We start from the raw sequence: 22534 nt of genomic DNA on the forward strand, positions 1-22534 counted from the left end.
TTAGTACCTTTCGCCTAAGCGATATTGTCTGGCTTGTGTTGGTACGAGATAGTTTGAACAAAGGTTTGATTACATGGCATCAGCGCGCTTTTTAGTCGGCATCGATTTAGGCACCACCAACACTGTGGTCGCTTACTGTGAAATTACCGAGCAACTTCAACAATCCGAAGTTCGTTTGTTTTCAATTGATCAACTGATCGGCCCCGGTGAGGTAGTACGTAAGCCGTTACTGCCCTCTTTTCGTTATCACCCAGCCAAGCAACAAGTCTCGGCGCAAGACCTAACGCTCCCTTGGGAACATCAACCAGTGGACGGAGATATTAGCAACGTCATCATTGGAGAGTGGGCACGTGAGCTCGGAGCCAAAGTGGAAGGACGTCAAGTATCAAGCGCTAAGAGTTGGCTTTCTCATCAAGGCGTCGACCGCCGTTCCGATATTCTTCCGTGGGCAGCCACCGACGATGTCGACAAAGTTTCTCCGGTAATCGCGAGTGCCAGCTATCTTAATCATATCCGTCAAGCTTGGAACTATCGAAACCCCAGTAACAAACTTGAAGATCAAGATGTGGTGGTCACCGTTCCGGCCTCGTTTGACGAAACCGCGCGTAAGCTCACCTTGGAAGCTGCCCAATTGGCGGGACTCGGCCGCATTATTTTGCTCGAAGAGCCTCAAGCCGTCTGCTACGACTGGTATGCACGCCATCAACAAACGGCTGAGCAGCAGTTGCAAGAACTGCCGCTGATCCTCGTCTGTGATGTTGGCGGCGGAACCACCGATTTAAGCCTAATTGAAGCCAAGCAGGTGAACAATGAGTTAACCCTCGACCGCATCGGTGTCGGTGAACACTTGATGCTTGGCGGTGACAACTTAGACTTAGCACTCGCACACCTCGCCGAGCAGAGGTTAAGTCAAAGTAAAAAACTCAATGCCGCGAGTTTGACCAAACTGATTCAACAAACCCGCAAAGCCAAAGAAGACTTACTCTCAAGCGACGCGCCAGAGGAAGTCAAAATCACTATGCTTGGCAGTGGGTCAAAGCTGCTAGGTGGAACAAAAAGCATCGGCCTAACGAAAGCAGAAGTGCATCAAATTGCGTTAGATGGCTTCTTCCCGTTGTCGGATTTTTCACAGCAGCCTGATAAACGTCGCAGCGCGGTAGTGGAGTTCGGCCTGCCCTATGTGTCTGACCCTGCCGTCAGCAAGCACATTGCCGAGTTTTTAAACCAGCATCAAGGCGTATGTTGTGCGGCACTTGGTCAACAAGAGTCAGACCAACCCGCCGTCCCCGTAGCCATACTGCTTAATGGCGGGGTATTTAACAGTGAAATGATCACCCAACGTGTCACCCGCCTACTCGGCAACTGGTGCGGCCAACCCATCACCGTATTGGATAACCCCCACCCGGATTGGTCGGTTGCATTAGGGGCTGTCGCGTTTGGTAAAGCGCGACGCGGCGCACAACTCAAGATTGGCGGTGGTGCAGCGCGTTCTTATTTTCTGCATTTGCAAGAAAAAAACAAAATGGGTAAAGCGTTGTGTTTACTCGCCAAAGGGACGGAAGAGGGGCAGGAAATTCGTTTGAGTGGCCGCCGCTTCGCGCTTACCCTTGGCGAGCCGGTTCGCTTCAACCTTCTTACCTCCACACAAGATTCCCTAAACAATCAGGTTGCGATTCAAAATGGTGTCATGCTGGATATTGACCCAGACCACTTTACCCCTCTCCCGCCTTACATCTCGACATTAGAAAGCCAAGGTGGCACTTTGCACGCCAATCAAAAGGAACGGGTTGAAGTTCAGCTCGCCTGCCAATTGACCGAAGTGGGCACATTGAAGATCGAGTGCGTCCATATTGATGACGATAGCAAACGTTGGGCGCTCGAATTTGAAGTGCGTAATCAAAAAGGTGATAGAGACCAAGAACAAGACTTACACCCGCGCCTTGAAGATTGCAAAGCCCTGATCGCTCGCATTTACAGCGCAAATAAGAAAAGCGCCGAAGGGAATGAAATCAAAACCTTGGCTAAAGAGCTTGAACGCAAACTCGGTAAGCGCGATGAATGGGACTTCACCACCTTGCGTCAGTTGTTTGATGCCTTCGCTTTGGGGCGAAAACGTCGTCGGCGCTCAGAGCCTCATGAGAAAAACTGGCTACGACTCGCAGGTTTCTGCTTGCGGCCTGGATTTGGTGATGCGACCGATTCTTGGCGCATCGAACAAATCTGGGGCTTATATCAACAAGGGATTCAATTTAAAAACCATCAAGGTTGGACCGATTGGTGGGTGTTTTGGCGCCGGATTGCGGGCGGGCTAAATCAAGAACAGCAAGAGACCATTTTGGCCGAGATCGCCAAATACCTTCACCCTGGCGCAATGAAAAACCCCCAGTCAGCCAAAACTGCACACGAAATGGGTTATGAGTCTATGGTGCGTCTCGCAGCGTCACTTGAGCACTTGGTGGTTGAGGATAAAGTCTTGCTCGCCTCATGGTGCTTGAGTAAGGCGCTCAATGACCATCAATTTGAGCAAGCACATTGGTGGGCGCTTGGGCGACTCGCCTCTCGCACACCGCTGTATGGCAGCCAACACAATGTGATTGCTCGCGAACAAGTGCAGCAATGGCTGCCTAAGCTACTTGATCAAGACTGGCAAAAACAGCCGATGGTAGCGTTTGCTGCTGTCATGATGTGTCGACGAACGGGTGATCGTCTATTTGATATTGAGGACGACTATCGCCATCGAGTGGTGAATAAACTCAAACAAAGCAAAGTGCCTGATTCATGGTTGGGACTGGTCGAACAAGTCACCGAATTATCAGCCAACGAGTCAAAGCGCGTATTTGGCGATGCCTTACCCCATGGGCTAGTGTTAGTACGTAGCTAACAACCTATGAGCTACAATCAAGCGTAAACAGAGGATAACGATGAAAAAACTGATTCTGATCTTAACCTTGGTGGTTCTCTCTGGTTGTATGGGAATGCCAAGCGGTGTGACACCGGTTAATAACTTTGAGCTTGAGCGCTACTTGGGTACTTGGTACGAAGTTGCCCGTTTAGACCACTCGTTCGAGCGCGGCTTATCTAAAGTTACCGCCACCTATTCATTACGTGAAGATGGTGGCGTCAATGTGCTTAATCGCGGATATTCTGAGTCAGAGGGTGTCTGGGAAGAAGCCGAAGGCAAGGCCTTTTTTGTCGATGACGCCGATCAGGGCTACCTAAAAGTATCATTTTTCGGACCATTTTATGGCTCTTATGTGGTGTTTGAACTCGATCAAACCAACTATCAATACGCCTTCGTTTCTGGTCCCAACACAGACTACCTTTGGTTATTGTCGCGCTCCCCAGAAGTCGACCCTCTGTTACTAGACGCATTTATCGCTGCGGCTAAACAACGTGGATTCGACACCGATAACCTGATTATGGTCGATCACTAACCGATACGCGGTGCCTGTCTCCGGTGCAGGCCGACACAAAACTGCACCCGAGACAGATAAAACCATAAACCAAGATATCAACAACTTAACTGCTGCACCGTCAAACATCCTTCCCGGCCCAAAAAGTCGAAACCCATCACAAATAAATCAGCAATTTTTGTAACGAACGACCCAAGTCGCACAAAAAACGACCAATATCTCAGTATCAAGCCTTTTTGCCTTACTTTTTTCATGGTTATGTGAAAGATCAACTATTAACTACCACTAAAGGAGTAAATTGCGACACAGTAGTTAAAACAACTTGGGGCTGATGCAAATTATGTCGATAAAAAAACGGACTATCGCGCTTATCGCGGTGATCGGAATCGCGATTGGATGGCTAACCCTAGGAGGTACTGCAGCTGTCATGCACTACACCTCCAGCACCGAGTTTTGCCTCTCTTGCCATACGATGCAAATCCCCTACGAAGAGTATCAAGGCTCACTACATTTTAGTAACGCCAAAGGCATACGTGCTGAGTGTTCTGACTGCCATATTCCCACCGACCCTATCGACTATGTGGTCACCAAAATTCGCGCCAGCAAAGACATCTATCACGAGTTTATTACCGGAAAAATCGATACTGAAGAGAAATATGAGCAGCACCGAATGGCAATGGCTGAAACGGTTTGGGCTCAGCTAAGAGCCAATGACTCGGCAACATGTCGCACGTGCCACACTTTCGAGGCGATGGATACCTATGAGCAATCCGAAGAGTCGGTAAAAATGCACCAATACGGTCAAGACAACAATCAAACCTGTATCGACTGTCACAAAGGGGTGGCCCACTTTGCTCCAGAGCCAGAAATGGACAGTGAAGCGTTTGATAATCTCATGGCATTTACCGAACAAACCGCGAAGGACGCCACACGTGTTTATTCGGTTGACTATACCAAACTTGAAGACCTAGCCATCATTAACCCCACCACTGAGCTCAGTGTTATCGAAACAACGTCCGACTCGCGCATGGTGCGGTTAGCTGGTTATCAGATGAAAGGGGCAGAGCAGGTACTCTACTTCGGTGAAGGCCAACGCGCCATCATCGCGACTCTAACCGAACAAGGTCAAAGCCAGTTAGAGGTCGGCGAGTACCACATGGACGAATATGGTAATGAGTGGCGTACAGCTTCATTAACTGGCCAAATCACAACGCCTGTCCTCGACCAAGCTCAACCACTATGGGCGTATGCCGAGCAACTCGATACCGTTTACTGCTCAACGTGCCACGCCAAAATACCTGCCGGTCACTTTACCGTTAACGCTTGGGGTCCGGTTGCAAAAGGAATGGGTGAGCGCACTGACATTTCAGACTATGACCTTGAAGTACTGACTAAATTCTTCCAATACCATGCCAAAGATGTGGTAGGACACTAAGAGACAAAAGGATACGATTATGACTGAGATTACACGTCGAGGGTTTCTCAAAGGCACGGGTATGGCGGCCGGTGCGGCTGCGATCACTTCCCTCACCCCGTTAAGTGCTGCTGCATCAAATAAACGTGGTTCTGGTGTACTCACCGCGAGTCGAATGGGGCCACTTCTTTGTGAAGTAAAAGACGGCAAACTCGTAGCGAGCACCAACGCGTTAGCGCAAACGGTAGACAACAGCCTTCAATCAACTGGCCCAGATCAAGTTTATACCAAAGCCCGTATTAAGTACCCTATGGTGCGTAAAGGGTTCTTGTCTAACCCAAGTCAACCCACCGGAGTACGTGGTCAAGACGAATATGTGAGAGTTTCATGGGACGATGCATACAAACTGATCCACGAGCAGCATATGCGGATTCGCTCTGAGTTTGGCGCAGAATCGGTGTTTGCTGGTTCCTACGGCTGGCGTTCCAGTGGTGTCCTCCATAAAGCGCAAACACTCTTGCAGCGTTACATGAGTATGGCAGGCGGATATTCGGGCCACCTCGGTGACTATTCTACAGGTGCCGCTCAGGTCATTTTGCCGCACGTGATGGGTTCCATTGAAGTGTACGAGCAGCAAACAACGCATCCAGTCGTGCTAGAAAATTCCGAAGTTGTCGTCTTATGGGGAATGAACCCTCTCAACACCTTGAAGATTGCGTGGAGCTCTACCGACTGCTCTGGTTTAGAGTTTTTCCATCAATTGAAAAAATCAGGCAAAACCGTCATTGCCATCGATCCCATGCGTTCGGAAACCATCGATTTCTTCGAGGATAAGATCCAATGGATTGCGCCTCATCCCATGACGGATGTTGCACTTATGTTAGGTATTGCCCACTCACTAGTGAACAGCGGTAAACACGATAAAGCTTTCTTAGATAAATACACCACAGGTTATGCGGAGTTCGAGACTTATTTACTCGGCAAAAGCGATGGGGTCGAGAAAACCCCACAATGGGCAGAGGCTATTACCGGAGTGCCAGCCAAACAAATAACTATGCTCGCGGACATCTTCAGCCAAAATCGCACTATGCTGATGGCGGGCTGGGGACTGCAGCGTCAACAGTACGGTGAACAGCGCCACTGGATGTTGGTCACGCTTGCTGCCATGCTAGGCCAAATCGGTTTGCCCGGCGGTGGTTTTGGTTTCTCTTATCACTACTCAAATGGCGGCAACCCTACCCGAGACGCAGGCGTCTTACCGGCGATTTCAGCGTCGATTGGTGGCGGCTCTTCAGCGGGGAACGACTGGGCGGTGTCTGGCGCAGTCAACAGTTTCCCAGTCGCACGTATCGTCGAGGCGTTGGAAAACCCTGGCAAATCCTATTCTCACAACGGTAAACAGCTGACCTTCCCAAATATCAAAATGATCTGGTGGGCAGGCGGCGGCAATTTTACTCATCATCAAGACACCAACCGCTTAATTAACGCGTGGCAAAAACCTGAGCTTGTCGTTATCTCAGAGATCTACTGGACCGCAGCCGCCAAACATGCTGATGTTGTCTTGCCGATCACCACATCGTTCGAGCGAAACGACTTAACCATGACGGGGGATTACAGTAACCAGCACCTTGTGCCAATGAAGCAGGTCGTGGAACCTCAAGGCGAAGCACGCAATGACTTTGACGTGTTTGCTGATATGGCGGAAATGATCAAGCCTGGAGGCCGCGAAGTCTTCACCGAAGGCAAACAGGAAATGGATTGGCTCAAAGAGTTCTATGAAGCCGCGCAAAAAGGCGCACGTGCGGCGAGAATTCGTATGCCACGATTTGGCCAATTCTGGGAAGAGAACCAATTGATCGAAATGAAGTTCAACAAAAAGGCCGCACAGTTTGTTCGTCATGCCGACTTTAGGAAAGATCCGGTGATGAACCCGCTTGGAACGCCAAGTGGCAAAATTGAAATTTACTCGCGCACCATCGAGAGTTATAAACTCGAAGACTGCCCTCCCCACCCAACTTGGATGGCCCCAACCGAATACACTGGGTCTGCAAAAGAAGGCGAACTTCAATTGATGACGGCACACGCTGCGCACCGCTTACATAGCCAGTTCAATTACGCCACACTGAGAGATCAGTATGCGATTGCTAACCGTGAACCGATCACCATCAACACGCAAGATGCGGCCGCTCGAGGCATCAAAAACGGCGACTTGGTGCGCGCATACAATGACCGAGGTCAAGTGTTGGTTGGTGCTTTGGTCACCGATGGGATTAAGCCAGGTTCTGTGTGTATTCACGAAGGCGGTTGGCCAGATCTGGATGCGAAAACGGGGCTATGCAAAAACGGCGGGGCCAATGTCCTCACGCTCGACATTCCGACCTCGCGTCTTGCCAACGGCTGTGCGGCTAACTCGTCATTAGTGCGCATAGAGAAGTACACTGGACCGGCATTAGAACTCACTGCCTTTGTTCCACCACAGAATGGCTAATCATTTGTAAAACCTCAATAGCCAGAGCATAAGCTCTGGCTATTGCTTAACAGCGACCTTTTTTAGCTTGCCCTGGCGGACAAAATACCCTGTTTTGTTGCACCTCTGCTTCACTACCGTACTTCACTTCGACATCGCGGTACTCCCCCTCAACTCGGGTAATCTGGCAACCGACCAACACGCCACTCAGAACGAGTAAACATCCAATACGTACCATCACTTTCCTCCTTATTTTTCGCAGACTTTACCCGTGCTAATCGTTACCATGTGTCATCGGTCGGTTAGAGTCGGTATGCATAACGTTAGCTTGCTGAAAATAAGGGAGAACATCACGTTGACACTAGAAAAATTTGACACAATTTATCAACGCGCGTCAGAACGTAAAGGTGGCACAGCGCAGCTTGAATCACTACTTTCCACACCACTGACTCGTGAGCAGTTGGCACAAATCAACGATGACCGCTGGCTAGCCGCGTTCAGTATGAAAGTGTTTCAAAGTGGCATTTCATGGCAAGTGGTGCGAAACAAGTGGCCTCAATTTGAAGAGGTCTTTTTTGGCTTTAGCATCGAGCCTTTACTGATGTTATCTGATGAGCAATGGGACAACAAAGCCGCCGATAAACGCATTATTCGCCATCACAGTAAAGTGAAGTCGATACAAGCCAATGCGCAAATGATTCATGAAGCTCGATTGCACTACGGCTCCTTTGCCAACATGGTCAGCCAGTGGCCACAAGAAGAGATCACTGAGTTATGGCTGTATCTGAAAAAACACGGTCAACGTTTGGGAGGCAACACTGGACCTTATAGCTTACGCCAGATGGGCGTCGATACCTTTATTCTCTCAGGCGACGTCGAGAGCTACTTGCGTCATAGTAAAATCATCGAAGGTGGACGCGATACCAAGCGTTCACTGAGCGCAGCGAATCAAGCCTTTCTAGAATGGCAACAGCAAAGTGGCCGCTGCTTCACTCACATTAGCCAAGTGATCGCTTACAGCACCGGCGACAATCGTGTCATTTAATGCTTGGATTGCCACTGCTCACGAGTGATACAGTACAGACAATGACGCTGTAACGCATGCCCCGAAGGTAACTTGGGGTGATCAAACACCTCGCCAGTGTTTTGCATACCAATTTTGTTCATCACCCGCTGAGAGGGTAAGTTACTCAACGCCGTGAACGAGTAGATTTGTTCCAAGTCAAGAGTGAGGAAGCCGTAGTTGAGTGCCGCTTGCGCCGCTTCAGGGGCATAACCTTGCCCCCAATATTGGGCGTCAATACGCCAGCCGATTTCCACCATGGGTGCTTTAGGCAATCCACTCTCTTGCGCTTGTGGCCACAAGCCGACAAAACCAATAAACTCACCACTTTGCTTTAGTTCTAGCGCCCAAAACCCCCAACCAAATTGCTCAATGTGCTCGGCTATCCTGTTCGCCTGGTCGCGACTCTCTTGTTGAGACAAACAAGCGGGAAAGAAACGCATCACTCTCTCATCAGCATTAATTCGCCCGTAAGCCTCTAGGTCAGACTCACGCCATTGACGCAAGCGCAAACGCGGTGTCTCTATCATGATAAATCGTCTCCTACCATTGCCAAATTAGAATTATGCACTAGGTTTTATATTAAGTTCACTTCGCCATCCCCTGACAGGAGTCTGCAATGTTTCTCACTCGATTAGTGTATGCCAGCACCATAGAGCAAGGGTTTGATCTCTCGACGGTAGAAGAGATCATCGGCTCGGCTCGTGAACATAATCAAGCGCTGGATGTCACTGGCATGCTCTGCTTTGACCGCAACTTTTTTTTGCAGTGCTTGGAAGGCTCTCGAACGAACGTCAACTTAATCTACCAGCGAATTTTGAGCGACAAACGTCACACCAAGATCGTCATGCTCGACTATCGCGAAATCAACTCACGCGACTTCAGTCAATGGTCGATGGGATATAGCCCTTCCTCTTCGCTTACTGCGCCACTTTACTTACGTTATTCTGGCTCAAAAGCCTTTAACCCATACCTAATGTCGGGGGAGAGTGCGTATCAACTGTTACTGGAACTCAAACACTCTCTGCCATCGATCAGTTAAAGGGCTTGAGGATCAGTGCTCATCCTCTATCGAGGCCAACACTTTTTCACACAGGTGCTTTAGAGTGATCAGCTCATCTAACTCGAGATGAAACTGGCACTGCATCTGCTGAGGTATTTGCAGTGCTCGCTGTTTTAAATCGGCCCCTGCTGCGGTCAATTTCAGAACCCGAACTCTTTCATCTTGCTCACTGCGCCCTCTTTCTACATAGCCTTTTAAGGCCAATCGCTTGAGTAGTGGTGTCAGTGTTCCAGAATCAAGGTGTAAGCGTTGACCTAGCGCTTTAACACTCACCCCATCACACTCCCACAACACCATCATCACCAAGTACTGTGAATAGGTAAGGTCCAACTTTTCTAACAGTGGACGATAAGTGCGAATGACCGCATTAGACGCGCTATACAGCGGAAAACAGATCTGATTTTCGAGCAATAATGACTGCTGCTCTGCCGACATTTCTCGACCATCGCAATCGGACATGATGCCATCCTCTCAAAATAAATTGTGCACAATATACTTGCATTATCACTAAGATTCGATCTAATATTGCTAACAATTAAATTGCGCACAACTTAAAATAGGAACTAATGATGACCACACTCTACACAACTAAAGCAACCGCACTAGCAGGCCGCAACGGTCAAGTAAAAACAGAAGATGGACTGCTGGATGTCGCGCTTGCTTATCCAAAGCAGATGGGTGGCGCTGGAAATGCAACCAACCCTGAACAGTTATTTGCTGCCGGTTATTCTGCTTGTTTTTCCAATGCAATTCTGCACGTCGCTCGAGAAGCAAAAGTGGCCTTGCAACAGGCTCCTGTGACCGCAGAAGTGGGAATTGGCCCCAATCAGCAAGGCGGTTTCGCTCTTACGGTAAGCCTAGCCGCCAACCTTGAACTTGATCAGACTCAGGCTTTGGAGTTGGTGCGCACCGCACATCAAGTGTGCCCATACTCAAATGCAGTACGCGGTAACATTGACGTTAAGGTCACGGTCAATGGTGAGCCAATCTAACCCGCGTTCGCCCACTGCCTCAACGTCACTCATTCACAACAATGCCGACCAAAAGGTCGGCATTGTTGTTTTGCTAAGTTAGGCTGCGTAGGCTCGACGTAACGCTTTGGCGGCGAGCACCATGTTGGTCAACGATGCTTCGGTTTCCGCCCAATTGCGTGTTTTCAATCCACAATCGGGGTTCACCCAAAGTCGCTGCGCCGGTATTTTATCCGCGGCCTTATTAAGAAGTCCTTCAATCCACTCTTTGGTCGGAATGTTCGGCGAATGGATGTCATACACCCCCGGACCAATTTCATTGGGATAGTTGAACGCTTCAAACGCCTTGAGCAGCTCCATGTTAGAGCGTGAAGTCTCAATGGTGATCACATCCGCATCCAGCGCCGCCACTGAATCGATGATCTCATTAAATTCGGAATAACACATATGGGTATGTATTTGGGTTTCAGGCTTAGCACTGGCGGCCGAGATCTTAAACGCATCAACAGCCCACTCTAGATACGCTTTGTGGTCACGCTTCTTAAGCGGTAAGCCTTCACGAATAGCTGGCTCATCAATTTGAATAATATTGATCCCTGCTTGCTGCAAATCCGCCACTTCATCGCGCAGTGCCAAAGCAAGCTGGTTAGCGATCGCTTTACGGCTAATGTCCTCGCGGGGGAACGTCCAACACAAAATGGTGACGGGTCCTGTCAACATGCCTTTCATCTGTTTGGACGTCAGAGATTGCGCGTAAGTCGACCACTCGACCGTGATTGGTTTTTCTCTTTCGATGTCGGCAACCACAATCGCAGGTTTCACACAACGTGACCCATAGCTCTGTACCCAACCAAATTGGGTTGTTTGGAAGCCAGTTAGGTTCTCGGCAAAATATTCGACCATATCATTGCGCTCCGCCTCACCATGCACCAAGACGTCAAGGTCTAGAGCTTCTTGGCGCTTCACCGCGTCTGCAATATGGCCTTTTAGCGCCTGTTGATATTCATCATAAGAGAGCTTGCCGCTACGGTAAGCACTGCGCTGCAGTCGGATCTCATCGGTTTGTGGAAAAGAACCTATGGTCGTGGTTGGAAACAGCGGCAGACCAAGCACTTCGCTTTGATGCGCGGCACGCTCTGGATAAGCGGCACTTCGCTCGGTCAACGCCTTGCTGATTGAGTTTAAGCGTGCTTGTACCTTGGGCTTGTTGACATGTTTTGCCGCTTTGCGCGCTTGTATCGGCGCACTGTAAGTGTCGCACTGGCGAATCGCCGCTTTGTCACCGTCGAGCGCTCGGCCGAGTAGTGACACTTCACTCACTTTCTGCTTGGCAAAGGCAAACCAGCTTTGTACTTCGTCACTCAGATTTGGCTCCAAAGCTAGGTCAACCGGGGTGTGAAGCAAGGAGCACGAACTGGCAAGCCAAAGCCTCTCTCCGAGCGCCTCTTTTACCGGTTGAAGCTGAGAGAGCAGCGCGCTTAAGTTTGCTCGCCACACATTGCGACCATTGATCGCCCCCGCCGATAACACCCAGTGCGATGGCAACTTAGCCAAAACCGCATCGAGTTGGTTCGGCGCGGCTGATAGGTCGACATGCAAACCATCGACATCTAGCTCAACAATTTTGTCCAGTGTCTCTTCTACGGAATCGAAATAAGTCGTTAGAAGCACTTTGACCTCACCTCGAATCACTTGATACGCGAGTTTAAACGCGTCTTGCCAAGGCTTATCGAGTTCGAGGGCTAAAATAGGCTCATCAATTTGTACCCACTGTACGCCTTGTTTGGCAAACTTAGCCAAAATAGCTTGGTAGGCACTGAGCAGTCTCGGCAATAGCGTGAGTCGGTCAAAGCCCTCCTCCACCTCTTTCCCCAGGTAAAGGTAACTCACAGGCCCTAGTAGCACAGGTTTGACCTGATGCCCCGCTTGCTGCGCTTCATTTACTTCTTCAAACAGCTGTGGCCAGCTAACATCAAAAGTGTCGTCTCGGCTAAACTCAGGGACAATATAGTGATAGTTAGTATTGAACCATTTCGTCATATCCGATGCAGCATTGCCACTGCAACCACAGCTGGCTTGCGACTGACCACGGCCAACCTTAAACAGGGTATCGAGATCGGGGAACCCATCACGATGACGCTTAGGTACGTGCCCCAATAGCAAGGTGGTGGTCAATACATGATCGTACCAAGCAAAATCTCCAGCGGTCACATAACTTAGCCCCGCTTCCGCTTGAGTTTGCCAATGGGTTTGACGCAACTGCGCACCCACCGACTTCAATTGCGCTTGATCAATTTCACCACGCCAATATTTTTCTAATGCAAATTTCAGTTGTCGTTTATCGCCAATGCGCGGATAACCGAGGATATGAGTCGTTGTTGTCATGTTGAGTGTCCTTAGCAGTCTCGTGTGCGTAATGTTCAGTATCAGTTCATTACATCCTTGGGATGTCTGGATGGCTAAACTATCACCTGAACGGCTGGCGAGAACAATCTCCAAATATTCAACATGTTTATTAAGATCTGTCATGTTCGACCACTAACCGACACAGCAATCCTCACAACAAATAGACGTCTAGATGTTTACACTTCTTTGCAAAAGGAGTAGGTTAGTTTTATTCATGCAAAAACAGATTATCTGAAGGGAATTCATGATAGAGCTCAAACACCTAAAAACGTTAGTGACACTGCGCGATACGGGTTCGCTGACCGCCACCGCGACCAGTTTGCATCTCACCCAATCTGCGCTCAGCCACCAGCTAAAAGATCTTGAAACCCGCATGGGTGGCCAACTGTTTTTGCGCAAAACGCGTCCAGTGAAGTTCACTGCTGAAGGCGACATCTTGCTCACACTGGCAGACGAGGTTTTACCCCGTATTGCGATAGCAGAAAATCAGGTCGCTAGTCTAAAAGAGGATGTGAACGGCAGGTTGCATATGGCGATCGAGTGTCATTCATGTTTCCAATGGTTAATGCCTGCCTTGAAGGAGTATCAACAGGCTTGGCCAAGCGTCACGCTCGACTTTTCATCTGGGTTCGGATTTGAGCCTATCCCTGCGCTTGTCGGGGGAGAATTAGACTTAGTGATTACATCTGATATCCAACCGCGCTCAGAAGTACACTATGAGCCTCTGTTTGATTTTGAAATGCGCTTGGTGACGGCTGTCGGTCACCGGTTGTCGACTCAAACCTTTATCCAGCCGAACGACCTGACAGACCAAGTCATGCTCACTTATCCGGTGCAAAAGAACCGACTCGATATCGTGAAACATTTTTTGCAGCCCGCCGGTGTGGAACCTAAACAGTGGAAGCAAGCGGATAATACCTTGATGTTGATTCAAATGGTGTCGGCCGGTTTAGGCGTCGCCGCACTTCCCAACTGGGCGATCAGCGAGTTCTCTCGCCAAGGATTGATTACGAGCATTCCATTGGGGAAGGGGTTATGGCGACGACTGTTTGCCGCGACGCGCCACTCAGACAAAGACAAGCGCTATCTTCAAGCCTTTTTCAACACCGCCAGAACTCAATCGCAGAGCCATCTCGATGGAATCAAAACGGTCGAGTTAGGCTAGCACTACCGAACAGAAAAGTAGAAAGGAGGCTTGCGCCTCCTTTCTTGATTCAACGTTGATACGATTTGAATTGATTGGTCAGTGGATCGTAGCTGTAGCCGAGCGTATCTAGCTTACCGATCACTTGTTCGACATCCATTTCATACATGCTCACAAGCTCCTCAAAGCTGTCGCACTCTAAACGGAGTTTTTCGTTGACGATTCCTAATAAAATGATGCTATCAAAACTGCCTGCATTACTCAGATCCATCTCCGTCTCCTTTTTACACACCTGCTTTGAAAAGCATAGTTAGGATCCCATCATTTTCGAGTGAGCCAGATCCAAGTTTCGGCTTACAACAAGAACAGAGCTTGATTCGATGACAACGCCAATAACATCAATGCTAAGGCAAATCCGAGCTGTAATTTGTTAACTGGCTTTGATGATAAAAGATGCCAACTCCAGATGATGACCGAGGCGATCATGAGCGCAAAGCCGATAATAAGTGGCTCTGTCACCACGTTGAGCGTGTGTGAATCAAGCCCATACGCTTGCAATAAAATGGCGCCGCTCATCAACATCGCCGACACCACGCCAGCGACAGGGAGAATACGGTGGAAGGCGTCTAAGCGTGTTCGCGCGATGGTCAACAACAGATGCGCAAACAGAGCACCGAGCAGCGATATCGCCACCAAGACACTCAACCCTGCCGCAATGGAAGCCTGTTCCATCATCATGATAGCAACGTACGACAGCGCAAGACCATTGGCTAGATACATCACCCACAACGGCCCTTGTATGCGCGTTTTCTTGGTTTGAACCTGAGAGTAAAAATAGCCAATGGCAAACACCACCATCATGGCCTCAATGCGCAGCGATGCCACGGCTAACCACAGAATGGCCACTGTCGGCAACATCTTATGAATACGCCCACGCTGACCCGGGCAGATATCACCTTTAACCAAAATAAGAGTAAGAATAAGCTGCGCACCGAGTAACATCGGTGGAAGAACGGCGAGTAGTTGCTGAATCATAACACGACTAAGTTGATGGAAGTTTGGCTGCGGATGATAGCAGATTCCTAACGTTTAGCCATCTGAGAAATAGTTGAGTAGATCTTGGTTGGTGACAATGCCTAAGAACTCATCCGCCTCGTTAACGACTAGCCAAGGAGGCTTAATACCCGACTGAATCAACTCTTTGACCTGAGACAATTTGGTGTTGAGTGAAGCGGTAAACAGTTGAGTGCGCATCACTTGGTTGAGTGTTTTCTTAGCCATTACCAGATCACGGGTAGACTCTAGCTTTGTTCCTAATGTGGGTGAAATATGATGATTGAGTTGCTCACGACCGACCACACCCAGACACTTTTTACCATCCACGATAGGGATCACTTCCAACTGATACTGCTCAGAATGAAACATCTCATAGGCACGCATTAACGTATCGTTCGGTGCTAACGTCGGCGTATGTACTTTACACAACGAAAGTAAGCTGTCCCTTCGAGCATAGTTCGATCCAGACAAGAAACGTTCCAGACGATCATAGTATCCCCACGCTTGGTCGAGATTGTGCAAAGGTAAGGGTTTAGAAAAGAAATAACCTTGAATATAGTCGATCCCAACCGAGCAAACGACTTCTAACTCTTGATGGGTCTCCACCCCTTCAGCCACCACTTTTACGTCTAAGGTATGAGCAAGTTGAGTGATCATCTTAACGATATAGTATTGCCGAGTATTGGGCTTCAGGTCTTTGATGAACTCGCGGTCAATTTTGAGCACATCAAAGTTACAGTCACTCAAGTAGGCAAACGAGCTATAACCCGTGCCAAAGTCATCAATCGCAATGCTCACGCCTTGACGGCGGATGCTGCGAATCAAGGATGAACGGCGCGACTCACTATCAAAATAGGCGCTTTCCGTCAGCTCAATGGTGACCGTGCTTGGTGACTGGGCATAGGTTTGGATGAGAGAGTGGGCGCTTTGCAACACCTCATCGACCTCCAGTTTGGTATTGAGCGAGCGGTTTATCGTCACCCCTATTTGGGAGCCAAAACGTTGTTGGATCACCACTAAATCTTGAAGTGCTTGCTTACCGACACACCAGTCCAAATCAGAGACGAGATCCAGATCCTCGGCGATCATCACCATTTCTTGAGTATTAAGAATACGTCCGTCAGGGCCTTTAAAACGGCTCAACGCTTCAAAGCGCACCACATCCCAGTTCCTGACATCAACGATGGCTTGATAATACACCTCGACCGTCTGAGACTTGATCTGCTGCTCTGCCCACTCTTCCATCTCTTTACGGCGCAACACTTCTTTGTGCAGTGCTCCGTGATAAAAACTAATCTGCCCACGCTGCTCGACGCTCTGCTCCAACATGGCTTGTACAGCATGGTTGACTAGTAAATTAGGTTTGTGCGTATCGTGACCAAGCACAGAGACCCCTACTCGTCCATGCATAATCGAGCGATGAACCACGCTGCCGCAAGCCTGATTCAAAGAGGAGAAAAACCGTCTAATCGTTTGATGAATCAAGCGCACTTTAGAGGGGCCAGCCAATACCGGACACTCCAAACAGGCGACAAAATGATTGTTGCCCAGATAACCGACATACTTGGCAACCGGGTTGAGTGTAAGCTGTTCTGACAATAGCGACTTAACCTCGAAGTCATCCACCTGTTCAAAGTGAGGGTTAAACGCCACCACCATGCAAATAACGGGTTCTGTTTGTTCCATCCAGTCACTTGTCACTGCATGATTAAATTGTTTTTCGGTAGGCAGCTGAGTAAGGAGGTCCACCCCTCCTAGTTCAACATCAGCGATACGATAAAGATGGTCAGAGAGATCTAAATAAACGGCGCAATAAAACGTCCCCTCGACCAGAGTGACCTTCTGCAAGGTTAAGTCTTGGGCATAAGTTTTACCCAGAGCATTTTGAATCAGTACTACGCCAGACCAATGAGTATTACGTTCAACCTGTTGCCAAATCGATTGATAGAAGTCCTCACTGTGCTTATTTGAGTTAAGCACATCCATTGATTGCCCGGCCAATTGCCCATTCTGGTACTGACTATGAGTGAGAAACGCGTCATTGCAGGCGATGATCTCGCGCTGATGGTTGGCCAACACCACGCCGTGGTGTGAGTTGTTAAATAGCTGGGAAAAGAGTGCGCTTAAGGTCGAGGTCGTCGCATGCAAAAACAACAAAGCCCGGAGTGACCCAACCACTTGAGTACGCTCAACGCCTTTGAAGATCAACTCCACGTAACAGCACTGATCGTCACTCAGCTGCAAACAACAACTGTACCTATGCTGACTTCTATTTTGGCCCGCTTCGGTCAACAAACCAAGCAGGCGTTGTTGGTCGTGGTAGCCCATGCAGGGTAACAGAACGTTGCCCGTTAGGGTCGGCAACTCAGAGTTAAGAATTTGCCGACATAAAGGCTCATCAATAGACAAGCGATGGGATTCAAGATCCCACTGCCACTCTATTGTTTGCGTTTGACTTATCTCGTCATGAAGCTCGGTCTGCCCGTTTCCCTCAGAACCCGATTGTGGATACACATCTCATCCCTTAGTTAAGGTCGCTCTACTATTAAAGTTAGAACAAACCCAGCTAAGTGACAGAAATATTAGTAGCTAAATACACCATCACCACGCGCTCACCAACCAGTCCTTTAAAGTTTCCCTCCTCATCCACTAAGCACCAAGGAAAAGCGGTCTGGGTGGCCACCAGTTCGGTAATTTGTGATTTTGGTGTTTGCCACGCCAGTTCTGTGTGGATTGGGGACATGATTCGGTTAGCGGGTTTGTGCCAATAACTGCTTTCTTTGTTCGATTCCCAATCAGTCCCCATTCCTGGTGTGAGGTGCAAGTTCATATGTGTTCTATCGATGTAACCGACACACTCTTTACCATCAACAACGGGCAAGTAATCAAACTTATTTTCAGAGAAATACTGAAATATCAGTGATAAAGGCTCTCCAGGGTCGATATGGTGGCCCGACTCTGTTAACTGCATAATTGAATCAGGATGCGACGCTGCGGACGACGTCGCAGCGGAAAATCGGTCAGTGACGTCGGTTAACTGGTCAATGGGCAATGGTTTGGCAAAATAGTAACCTTGAATATAGTCGGCGCCGAGTTTACTTAGAATCTCCAATTCCAACTCAGTTTCGACACCTTCTGCGATGACGTCTAAGCCAAGACGTTTCGCCAACTGAATTAACGCCATCACTATATTGTACTGTCGCGACTGATAAGTAATGTGTTGAATAAAGGCCCGGTCAATTTTCAGAATGTCGAAATAGCGCTCTTTAAGATAGCGAAATGAAGAGCACCCGGTACCAAAATCGTCCACTGCAATCGTTACGCCAGCGTCACGGAGTGCAGCAAGCAACTCGATGTTTTTCTCATCCGCTTCAAAATAAGCGCTCTCAGTAAACTCAAACGTAATTTGTGCGGGATTAATGCGCTGCGTATCGAGCGTCATGGCCGCTTGCTGCAAAATAGTGGTTAAACTGGTGGTGGTTTTGAGTGAGCGATTGACCGATAACTGAATGTGCTTACCAAAGCGCTCCTGCAGCGCTGGTAAATACTGTAATGCTTTGAGCAAAACCAAATCGTCGAGTTCTACGACTTTGTCTAACTCTTCGACAACGGTAACCAGCTCTTGGGTGTTGGTTTCAAGCGACTCGACTTCGGGAAAACGACACAACGCTTCAAATTTATCGATACGCTGCTTTTTCAAATCGACAATGGGTTGAAAGTAGATGTCGATAGATCCTTTTTGCAAAGCATGCAATACATGCTCTTCCAGCTGTTTTTTTCTATCGATTTGCGCGTGAATATCACGATCAAAAAAATTGATCCGTCTCGCGTGGCCTGAGTGAAGCTCTAACAACGCTTGATACGCATGCGAGACTAACTGATTGGGTGTTGAGGCATCGACGCTCAGTACCGAAACCCCTGTCACCCCTTCTTTGAGTGCTTTAGCCACCGACGATTGCGCATGTTTAAAGCTGTGAAACAGTTTAGTGATCGCACGTCCAATGTTCGTCACCACTTGACTGTTTTCTTGGTAAGCAAAATCCACACATACTGCGAAACAGTCGTGGCCTAAATAGCCACTGGCTAACACTTCCGTGTTATCGCGCAAGTAGCTCGCAAACTGGCGTTTTTGCTCTTGGATGTTGCAGCTCACAAACTTGGGTTGTAGCGCCAATACCACCAAACTCTTCCCCATCTCTGCTTGCTGACACAAATCGCCCAGGTGTTGCAAAAAGGTCTCTTTATTTGGTAACTGGGTCAGCAAGTCCACACCACCCGAGGCGATATCTTCCAACCTATCGAGTTCAAGTGACAAATCTGACGACAACCCCAAGTAATAGGTTTCGCCATTTCCAGGGTCGATACGATGGATGGTTAAATCTTGAGGAAATACACTACCATCTGCGCGGCGCGACAAAATGGTACCACTCCAATGTCCCTGCTCGGCGACTTGCGTCCATAATTGCTGATAATAAGCTTGGCTATGCCGTTCCGCATTGAAGATCTGAGTTTTAAGCCCGACAATTTCATTTCTGAGGTAACCCGTTAGCGATTCGAAATGATGATTGCAGGCGAGAATACGTGTCTCAGAGTCGGTGACCACTATTCCATGATGTGCGTTCTCAAACACCGAATAGAAAATTTCTGCGATTTCGTATTTATTCGAGATATTTAGGCAAGGTGAGAGTGTGCCTTTCAGTTCGTGGCTACTGACACGCTCGATATAGATATCGACATAGATGAATAAACTGGTTTTGGCCAGCAAACAACAGTGCGCAAATTGGGGTTGACCGTTGTCGAGGACAGATTGAAACGCCTTCTTTATCACCGAACGTTGCGATTTAGGCAGCAAGTCAAAAAAGGTCTTAGCACTCAGCGTTTCGGTTTTGGTGCCGAGCAGTAACTCCAACGCCTCACTCTCGCAGTTCAACGTTTGGGTCTTGAGACTGAGAGACCAATCATACACCGCGTACTTGCGATTGGCATGCGGTGACAATACTTGCCCACTTTCTGATTCAACCACACTCATGGAGTTTCCAACTTGTTCATATCACTTATATGCATATTGTAGGTGGTCTGGACAACTTGCGTTGTTACTCACTTAACACTTTCAAATCATTTGAATAGCTCGCAAAAGAAGGCTTTGTCGCTCGATCAACCACAATGATATTGAGGTGGATAGTCGCAGCTCAAGTCGCTATAATTCGCGCTCCCTGGCACAGAGAGCATAATATGTACAGCAATATCACCCCTATCCACCAGCACAAAAAATATTGGGCAGAGTGCTACGGCACGGCGCCATTCCTACCGACTAGTCGTAAGGAGATGGACGCTCTAGGTTGGGATAGCTGTGACATCATTATTGTTACAGGTGATGCTTACGTTGATCATCCTAGCTTCGGTATGGCGATCATCGGTCGGTTACTCGAAGCGCAAGGGTTTCGTGTCGGTATCATTGCTCAGCCAGAATGGAACAATAAAGAGGCCTTTATGGCGCTTGGTCAACCCAACCTATTTTTCGGTATTACAGCCGGCAACATGGACTCGATGATCAACCGCTATACCGCCGATCGCAAATTACGCCATGACGACGCTTATACCCCGAATAACGAAGGTGGGAAACGCCCCGATCGTGCCACGCTTGTCTATTCCCAACGCTGCCGAGAAGCATACAAAGGCGTCCCGATCGTACTGGGTGGTATCGAAGCCAGCCTACGCCGACTCGCACACTACGATTATTGGTCTGATAAAGTGCGTCGTTCGGTACTCTTTGATGCCAAAGCCGATATTCTGCTATTTGGTAATGCAGAACGTGCGTTAGTGGAAGTCGCCCATCGTTTGGCAGACGGCGAATCTATAACGTCCATGACCAACATCCGCGGCACTGCTGTTAACCTCGCCGCCGCGCCAGAAAACTACACCATCATCGACTCGTCACGCATCGAAAAACCGCGTAAAGACGCCTTTGTACCACCCAATCCCTATGCGGTTGAAGAGCAGTGTGACACAAAAGCGTCAAACGAAGAGCCAAAAGCGCAACCAATCACAATTCGTCCGTCTCGTCACGACGCGAAAACCACAGCGGTTCGCTTACCTCCGTTCGAGAAGCTCAACAATGACCGTATCCTTTATGCTCACGCTAGCCGTGTCATGCACCTTGAGACCAACCCTTATTCGGGCCGAGCACTGATTCAACGTCACGGTGACCGAGAGCTATGGGTTAACCAAGCCCCGATTCCACTTACCACCGAAGAGATGGATTACGTATTTGGTCTGCCCTACGCACGCGTGCCGCACCCTATGTATGGTAAAGCGAAAATCCCGGCCTACGATATGATCAAAACGTCGGTCAATATCATGCGTGGCTGTTTTGGAGGCTGCTCTTTCTGCTCGATTACAGAACACGAGGGCCGAATTATTCAAAACCGCTCGAAAGAGTCGATCTTGACCGAGCTCGAAGAGATCCGTGACAAGGTACCTGGCTTTACTGGCACTATTTCTGACTTAGGTGGCCCAACAGCGAACATGTATCGTTTGGGATGCAGCGATCCCAAGGCAGAGGCCAACTGTCGCCGACCATCGTGTGTTTTCCCGGGCATTTGTCACAAGCTTAATACTGACCATAAGCATACAATTGATCTCTATCGTGAAGCCCGCAAAGTCGAGGGGATCAATAAAGTCATGATAGCTTCTGGCGTGCGCTATGACCTAGCGATTGAATCACCAGAATACGTCAAAGAGCTCGTAACTCACCATGTTGGTGGCTATTTAAAAATCGCGCCAGAGCATACAGAAAAAGGCCCGCTTAACCTGATGATGAAACCAGGCATGGGCACTTATGACCGCTTCAAAGAAATGTTTGAAAAATACAGCGCTGAAGCGGGTAAAAAACAATACCTGATCCCTTACTTCATCTCTGCCCACCCGGGTACAGAAGACGAAGATATGCTCAATTTGGCTTTGTGGTTAAAGAAAAACAATTTCGAGTGCGATCAAGTACAAAACTTTTACCCATCACCTATGTGTAATGCGACCTCAATGTATTATTCCGAAACTAACCCATTGAAACGCGTTAAGTATAAACAACGTGAAATGGTGCCTGTTGCCAAGGGAGAGCGTCAGCGCCGTTTACATAAAGCGCTGCTGCGCTATCACGATCCGGCAAACTGGCCTATGATTCGTGAAGCCTTGATCAGCATGGGGAAAAAGCACCTTATTGGGGATAAACCGAGCTGTCTTGTTCCTGCAGAAGATATGGATACGCAAACGCCAGCACAGCGCCGTAAGTCAGGGCGTCACGGCTCTCAACGTTTCGCCACCAAACATACCAAGTCACAACCTGGCTTTGAAAAGATGAATGGGGAAGGTCGTGGTAAAAATAGCGGCAAGCAGGGCACCAAAGCGAGTCGAAACGGTCACCCTACTCGAAGTAAAGCAGGCGCCAAAGGCCAGCCCCCGCGCGGCGGTAAGCCAGGCGGCAAAGGCAAGTCAGCGGGCGCACGCCAACAAGGGACGCGCTAGTTCTTAGGTATTAAAA

The 22534-nt window shown here is 48.8% G+C and carries 17 protein-coding genes; 9 read left to right on the forward strand and 8 right to left on the reverse strand.

Annotated features, from left to right (window positions below):
* The first annotated feature begins 73 nt into the window (after window positions 1-73).
* The 4 genes from FCU94_RS08175 (at window position 74) to FCU94_RS08190 (ending at window position 7315) form a co-directional block, all read left to right on the forward strand.
* Window positions 74-2881 (forward strand): Hsp70 family protein, encoded by a 2808-nt coding sequence (locus tag FCU94_RS08175; RefSeq protein WP_176288043.1) that lies wholly within the window; start codon window positions 74-76, stop codon window positions 2879-2881.
* Between the two features lie 40 nt (window positions 2882-2921).
* Window positions 2922-3434: a lipocalin family protein gene (locus FCU94_RS08180; RefSeq protein ID WP_176288044.1), complete on the forward strand. Its 513-nt coding sequence runs from the start codon at window positions 2922-2924 to the stop codon at window positions 3432-3434.
* Between the two features lie 319 nt (window positions 3435-3753).
* A complete protein-coding gene (locus tag FCU94_RS08185) occupies window positions 3754-4848 on the forward strand; it encodes a NapC/NirT family cytochrome c (RefSeq protein ID WP_176288045.1) in 1095 nt (364 codons plus the stop codon).
* A 19-nt stretch (window positions 4849-4867) separates the two neighbouring features.
* Window positions 4868-7315: a molybdopterin guanine dinucleotide-containing S/N-oxide reductase gene (locus FCU94_RS08190; RefSeq protein ID WP_176288046.1), complete on the forward strand. Its 2448-nt coding sequence runs from the start codon at window positions 4868-4870 to the stop codon at window positions 7313-7315.
* Between the two features lie 46 nt (window positions 7316-7361).
* On the opposite strand, the gene FCU94_RS08195 is transcribed toward FCU94_RS08190, so the two are convergent.
* Window positions 7362-7532: a hypothetical protein gene (locus tag FCU94_RS08195; RefSeq protein WP_176288047.1), complete on the reverse strand. Its 171-nt coding sequence runs from the start codon at window positions 7530-7532 to the stop codon at window positions 7362-7364.
* 117 nt (window positions 7533-7649) lie between these two features.
* Between FCU94_RS08195 and FCU94_RS08200 the strand changes: the two genes are divergently transcribed.
* A complete protein-coding gene (locus tag FCU94_RS08200; protein WP_176288048.1) occupies window positions 7650-8339 on the forward strand; it encodes a DNA-3-methyladenine glycosylase I in 690 nt (229 codons plus the stop codon).
* On the opposite strand, the gene FCU94_RS08205 is transcribed toward FCU94_RS08200, so the two are convergent.
* Complete coding sequence (locus FCU94_RS08205) at window positions 8336-8887, reverse strand: GNAT family N-acetyltransferase (protein WP_176288049.1); 552 nt, start codon at window positions 8885-8887, stop codon at window positions 8336-8338. The two genes, FCU94_RS08200 and FCU94_RS08205, sit on opposite strands and share 4 nt — an antisense overlap.
* 89 nt (window positions 8888-8976) lie before the next feature.
* Between FCU94_RS08205 and FCU94_RS08210 the strand changes: the two genes are divergently transcribed.
* Window positions 8977-9399: a BLUF domain-containing protein gene (locus FCU94_RS08210; RefSeq protein ID WP_176288050.1), complete on the forward strand. Its 423-nt coding sequence runs from the start codon at window positions 8977-8979 to the stop codon at window positions 9397-9399.
* 12 nt (window positions 9400-9411) lie between these two features.
* On the opposite strand, the gene FCU94_RS08215 is transcribed toward FCU94_RS08210, so the two are convergent.
* Window positions 9412-9879 carry a MarR family winged helix-turn-helix transcriptional regulator gene (locus FCU94_RS08215; protein ID WP_176288051.1) on the reverse strand — a complete coding sequence of 156 codons (468 nt, stop codon included), beginning with the start codon at window positions 9877-9879 and terminating at the stop codon, window positions 9412-9414.
* Window positions 9880-9989: 110 nt separating this feature from the next.
* Here FCU94_RS08215 and FCU94_RS08220 point away from each other — a divergent pair, with 110 nt between their 5' ends.
* Complete coding sequence (locus FCU94_RS08220; RefSeq protein ID WP_176288052.1) at window positions 9990-10412, forward strand: organic hydroperoxide resistance protein; 423 nt, start codon at window positions 9990-9992, stop codon at window positions 10410-10412.
* 78 nt (window positions 10413-10490) lie between these two features.
* Here the strand turns inward: FCU94_RS08220 and metE are convergent, their stop codons facing one another.
* The gene (gene metE / locus FCU94_RS08225; protein ID WP_176288053.1) at window positions 10491-12776 is read right to left on the reverse strand and encodes a 5-methyltetrahydropteroyltriglutamate--homocysteine S-methyltransferase; all 2286 of its coding nucleotides are present in this window, start codon (window positions 12774-12776) and stop codon (window positions 10491-10493) included.
* Between the two features lie 265 nt (window positions 12777-13041).
* On the opposite strand from metE, the gene FCU94_RS08230 reads away from it, so the two are divergent.
* Window positions 13042-13962, forward strand: coding sequence for a LysR substrate-binding domain-containing protein (locus tag FCU94_RS08230; RefSeq protein ID WP_176288054.1), 921 nt, complete (start codon window positions 13042-13044; stop codon window positions 13960-13962).
* A 49-nt stretch (window positions 13963-14011) separates the two neighbouring features.
* On the opposite strand, the gene FCU94_RS08235 is transcribed toward FCU94_RS08230, so the two are convergent.
* From FCU94_RS08235 to FCU94_RS08250, 4 genes are all read right to left on the reverse strand, one after another.
* Window positions 14012-14212, reverse strand: a complete 201-nt coding sequence (locus FCU94_RS08235) for a DUF4250 domain-containing protein (RefSeq protein ID WP_176288055.1) — start codon at window positions 14210-14212, stop codon at window positions 14012-14014.
* 83 nt (window positions 14213-14295) lie between these two features.
* Window positions 14296-14976, reverse strand: a complete 681-nt coding sequence (locus tag FCU94_RS08240; RefSeq protein ID WP_176288056.1) for a hypothetical protein — start codon at window positions 14974-14976, stop codon at window positions 14296-14298.
* Window positions 14977-15030: 54 nt separating this feature from the next.
* Window positions 15031-17511 (reverse strand): EAL domain-containing protein, encoded by a 2481-nt coding sequence (locus FCU94_RS08245; RefSeq protein WP_176288057.1) that lies wholly within the window; start codon window positions 17509-17511, stop codon window positions 15031-15033.
* A 52-nt stretch (window positions 17512-17563) separates the two neighbouring features.
* A complete protein-coding gene (locus tag FCU94_RS08250; protein WP_176288058.1) occupies window positions 17564-20026 on the reverse strand; it encodes a sensor domain-containing protein in 2463 nt (820 codons plus the stop codon).
* A 203-nt stretch (window positions 20027-20229) separates the two neighbouring features.
* Here FCU94_RS08250 and FCU94_RS08255 point away from each other — a divergent pair, with 203 nt between their 5' ends.
* Complete coding sequence (locus FCU94_RS08255; protein ID WP_176288059.1) at window positions 20230-22518, forward strand: YgiQ family radical SAM protein; 2289 nt, start codon at window positions 20230-20232, stop codon at window positions 22516-22518.
* The last annotated feature ends 16 nt before the right edge of the window (window positions 22519-22534 follow it).

Source organism: Vibrio sp. JPW-9-11-11 (genome assembly GCF_013369335.1).
In the GTDB taxonomy this organism is placed as follows: domain Bacteria; phylum Pseudomonadota; class Gammaproteobacteria; order Enterobacterales; family Vibrionaceae; genus Vibrio.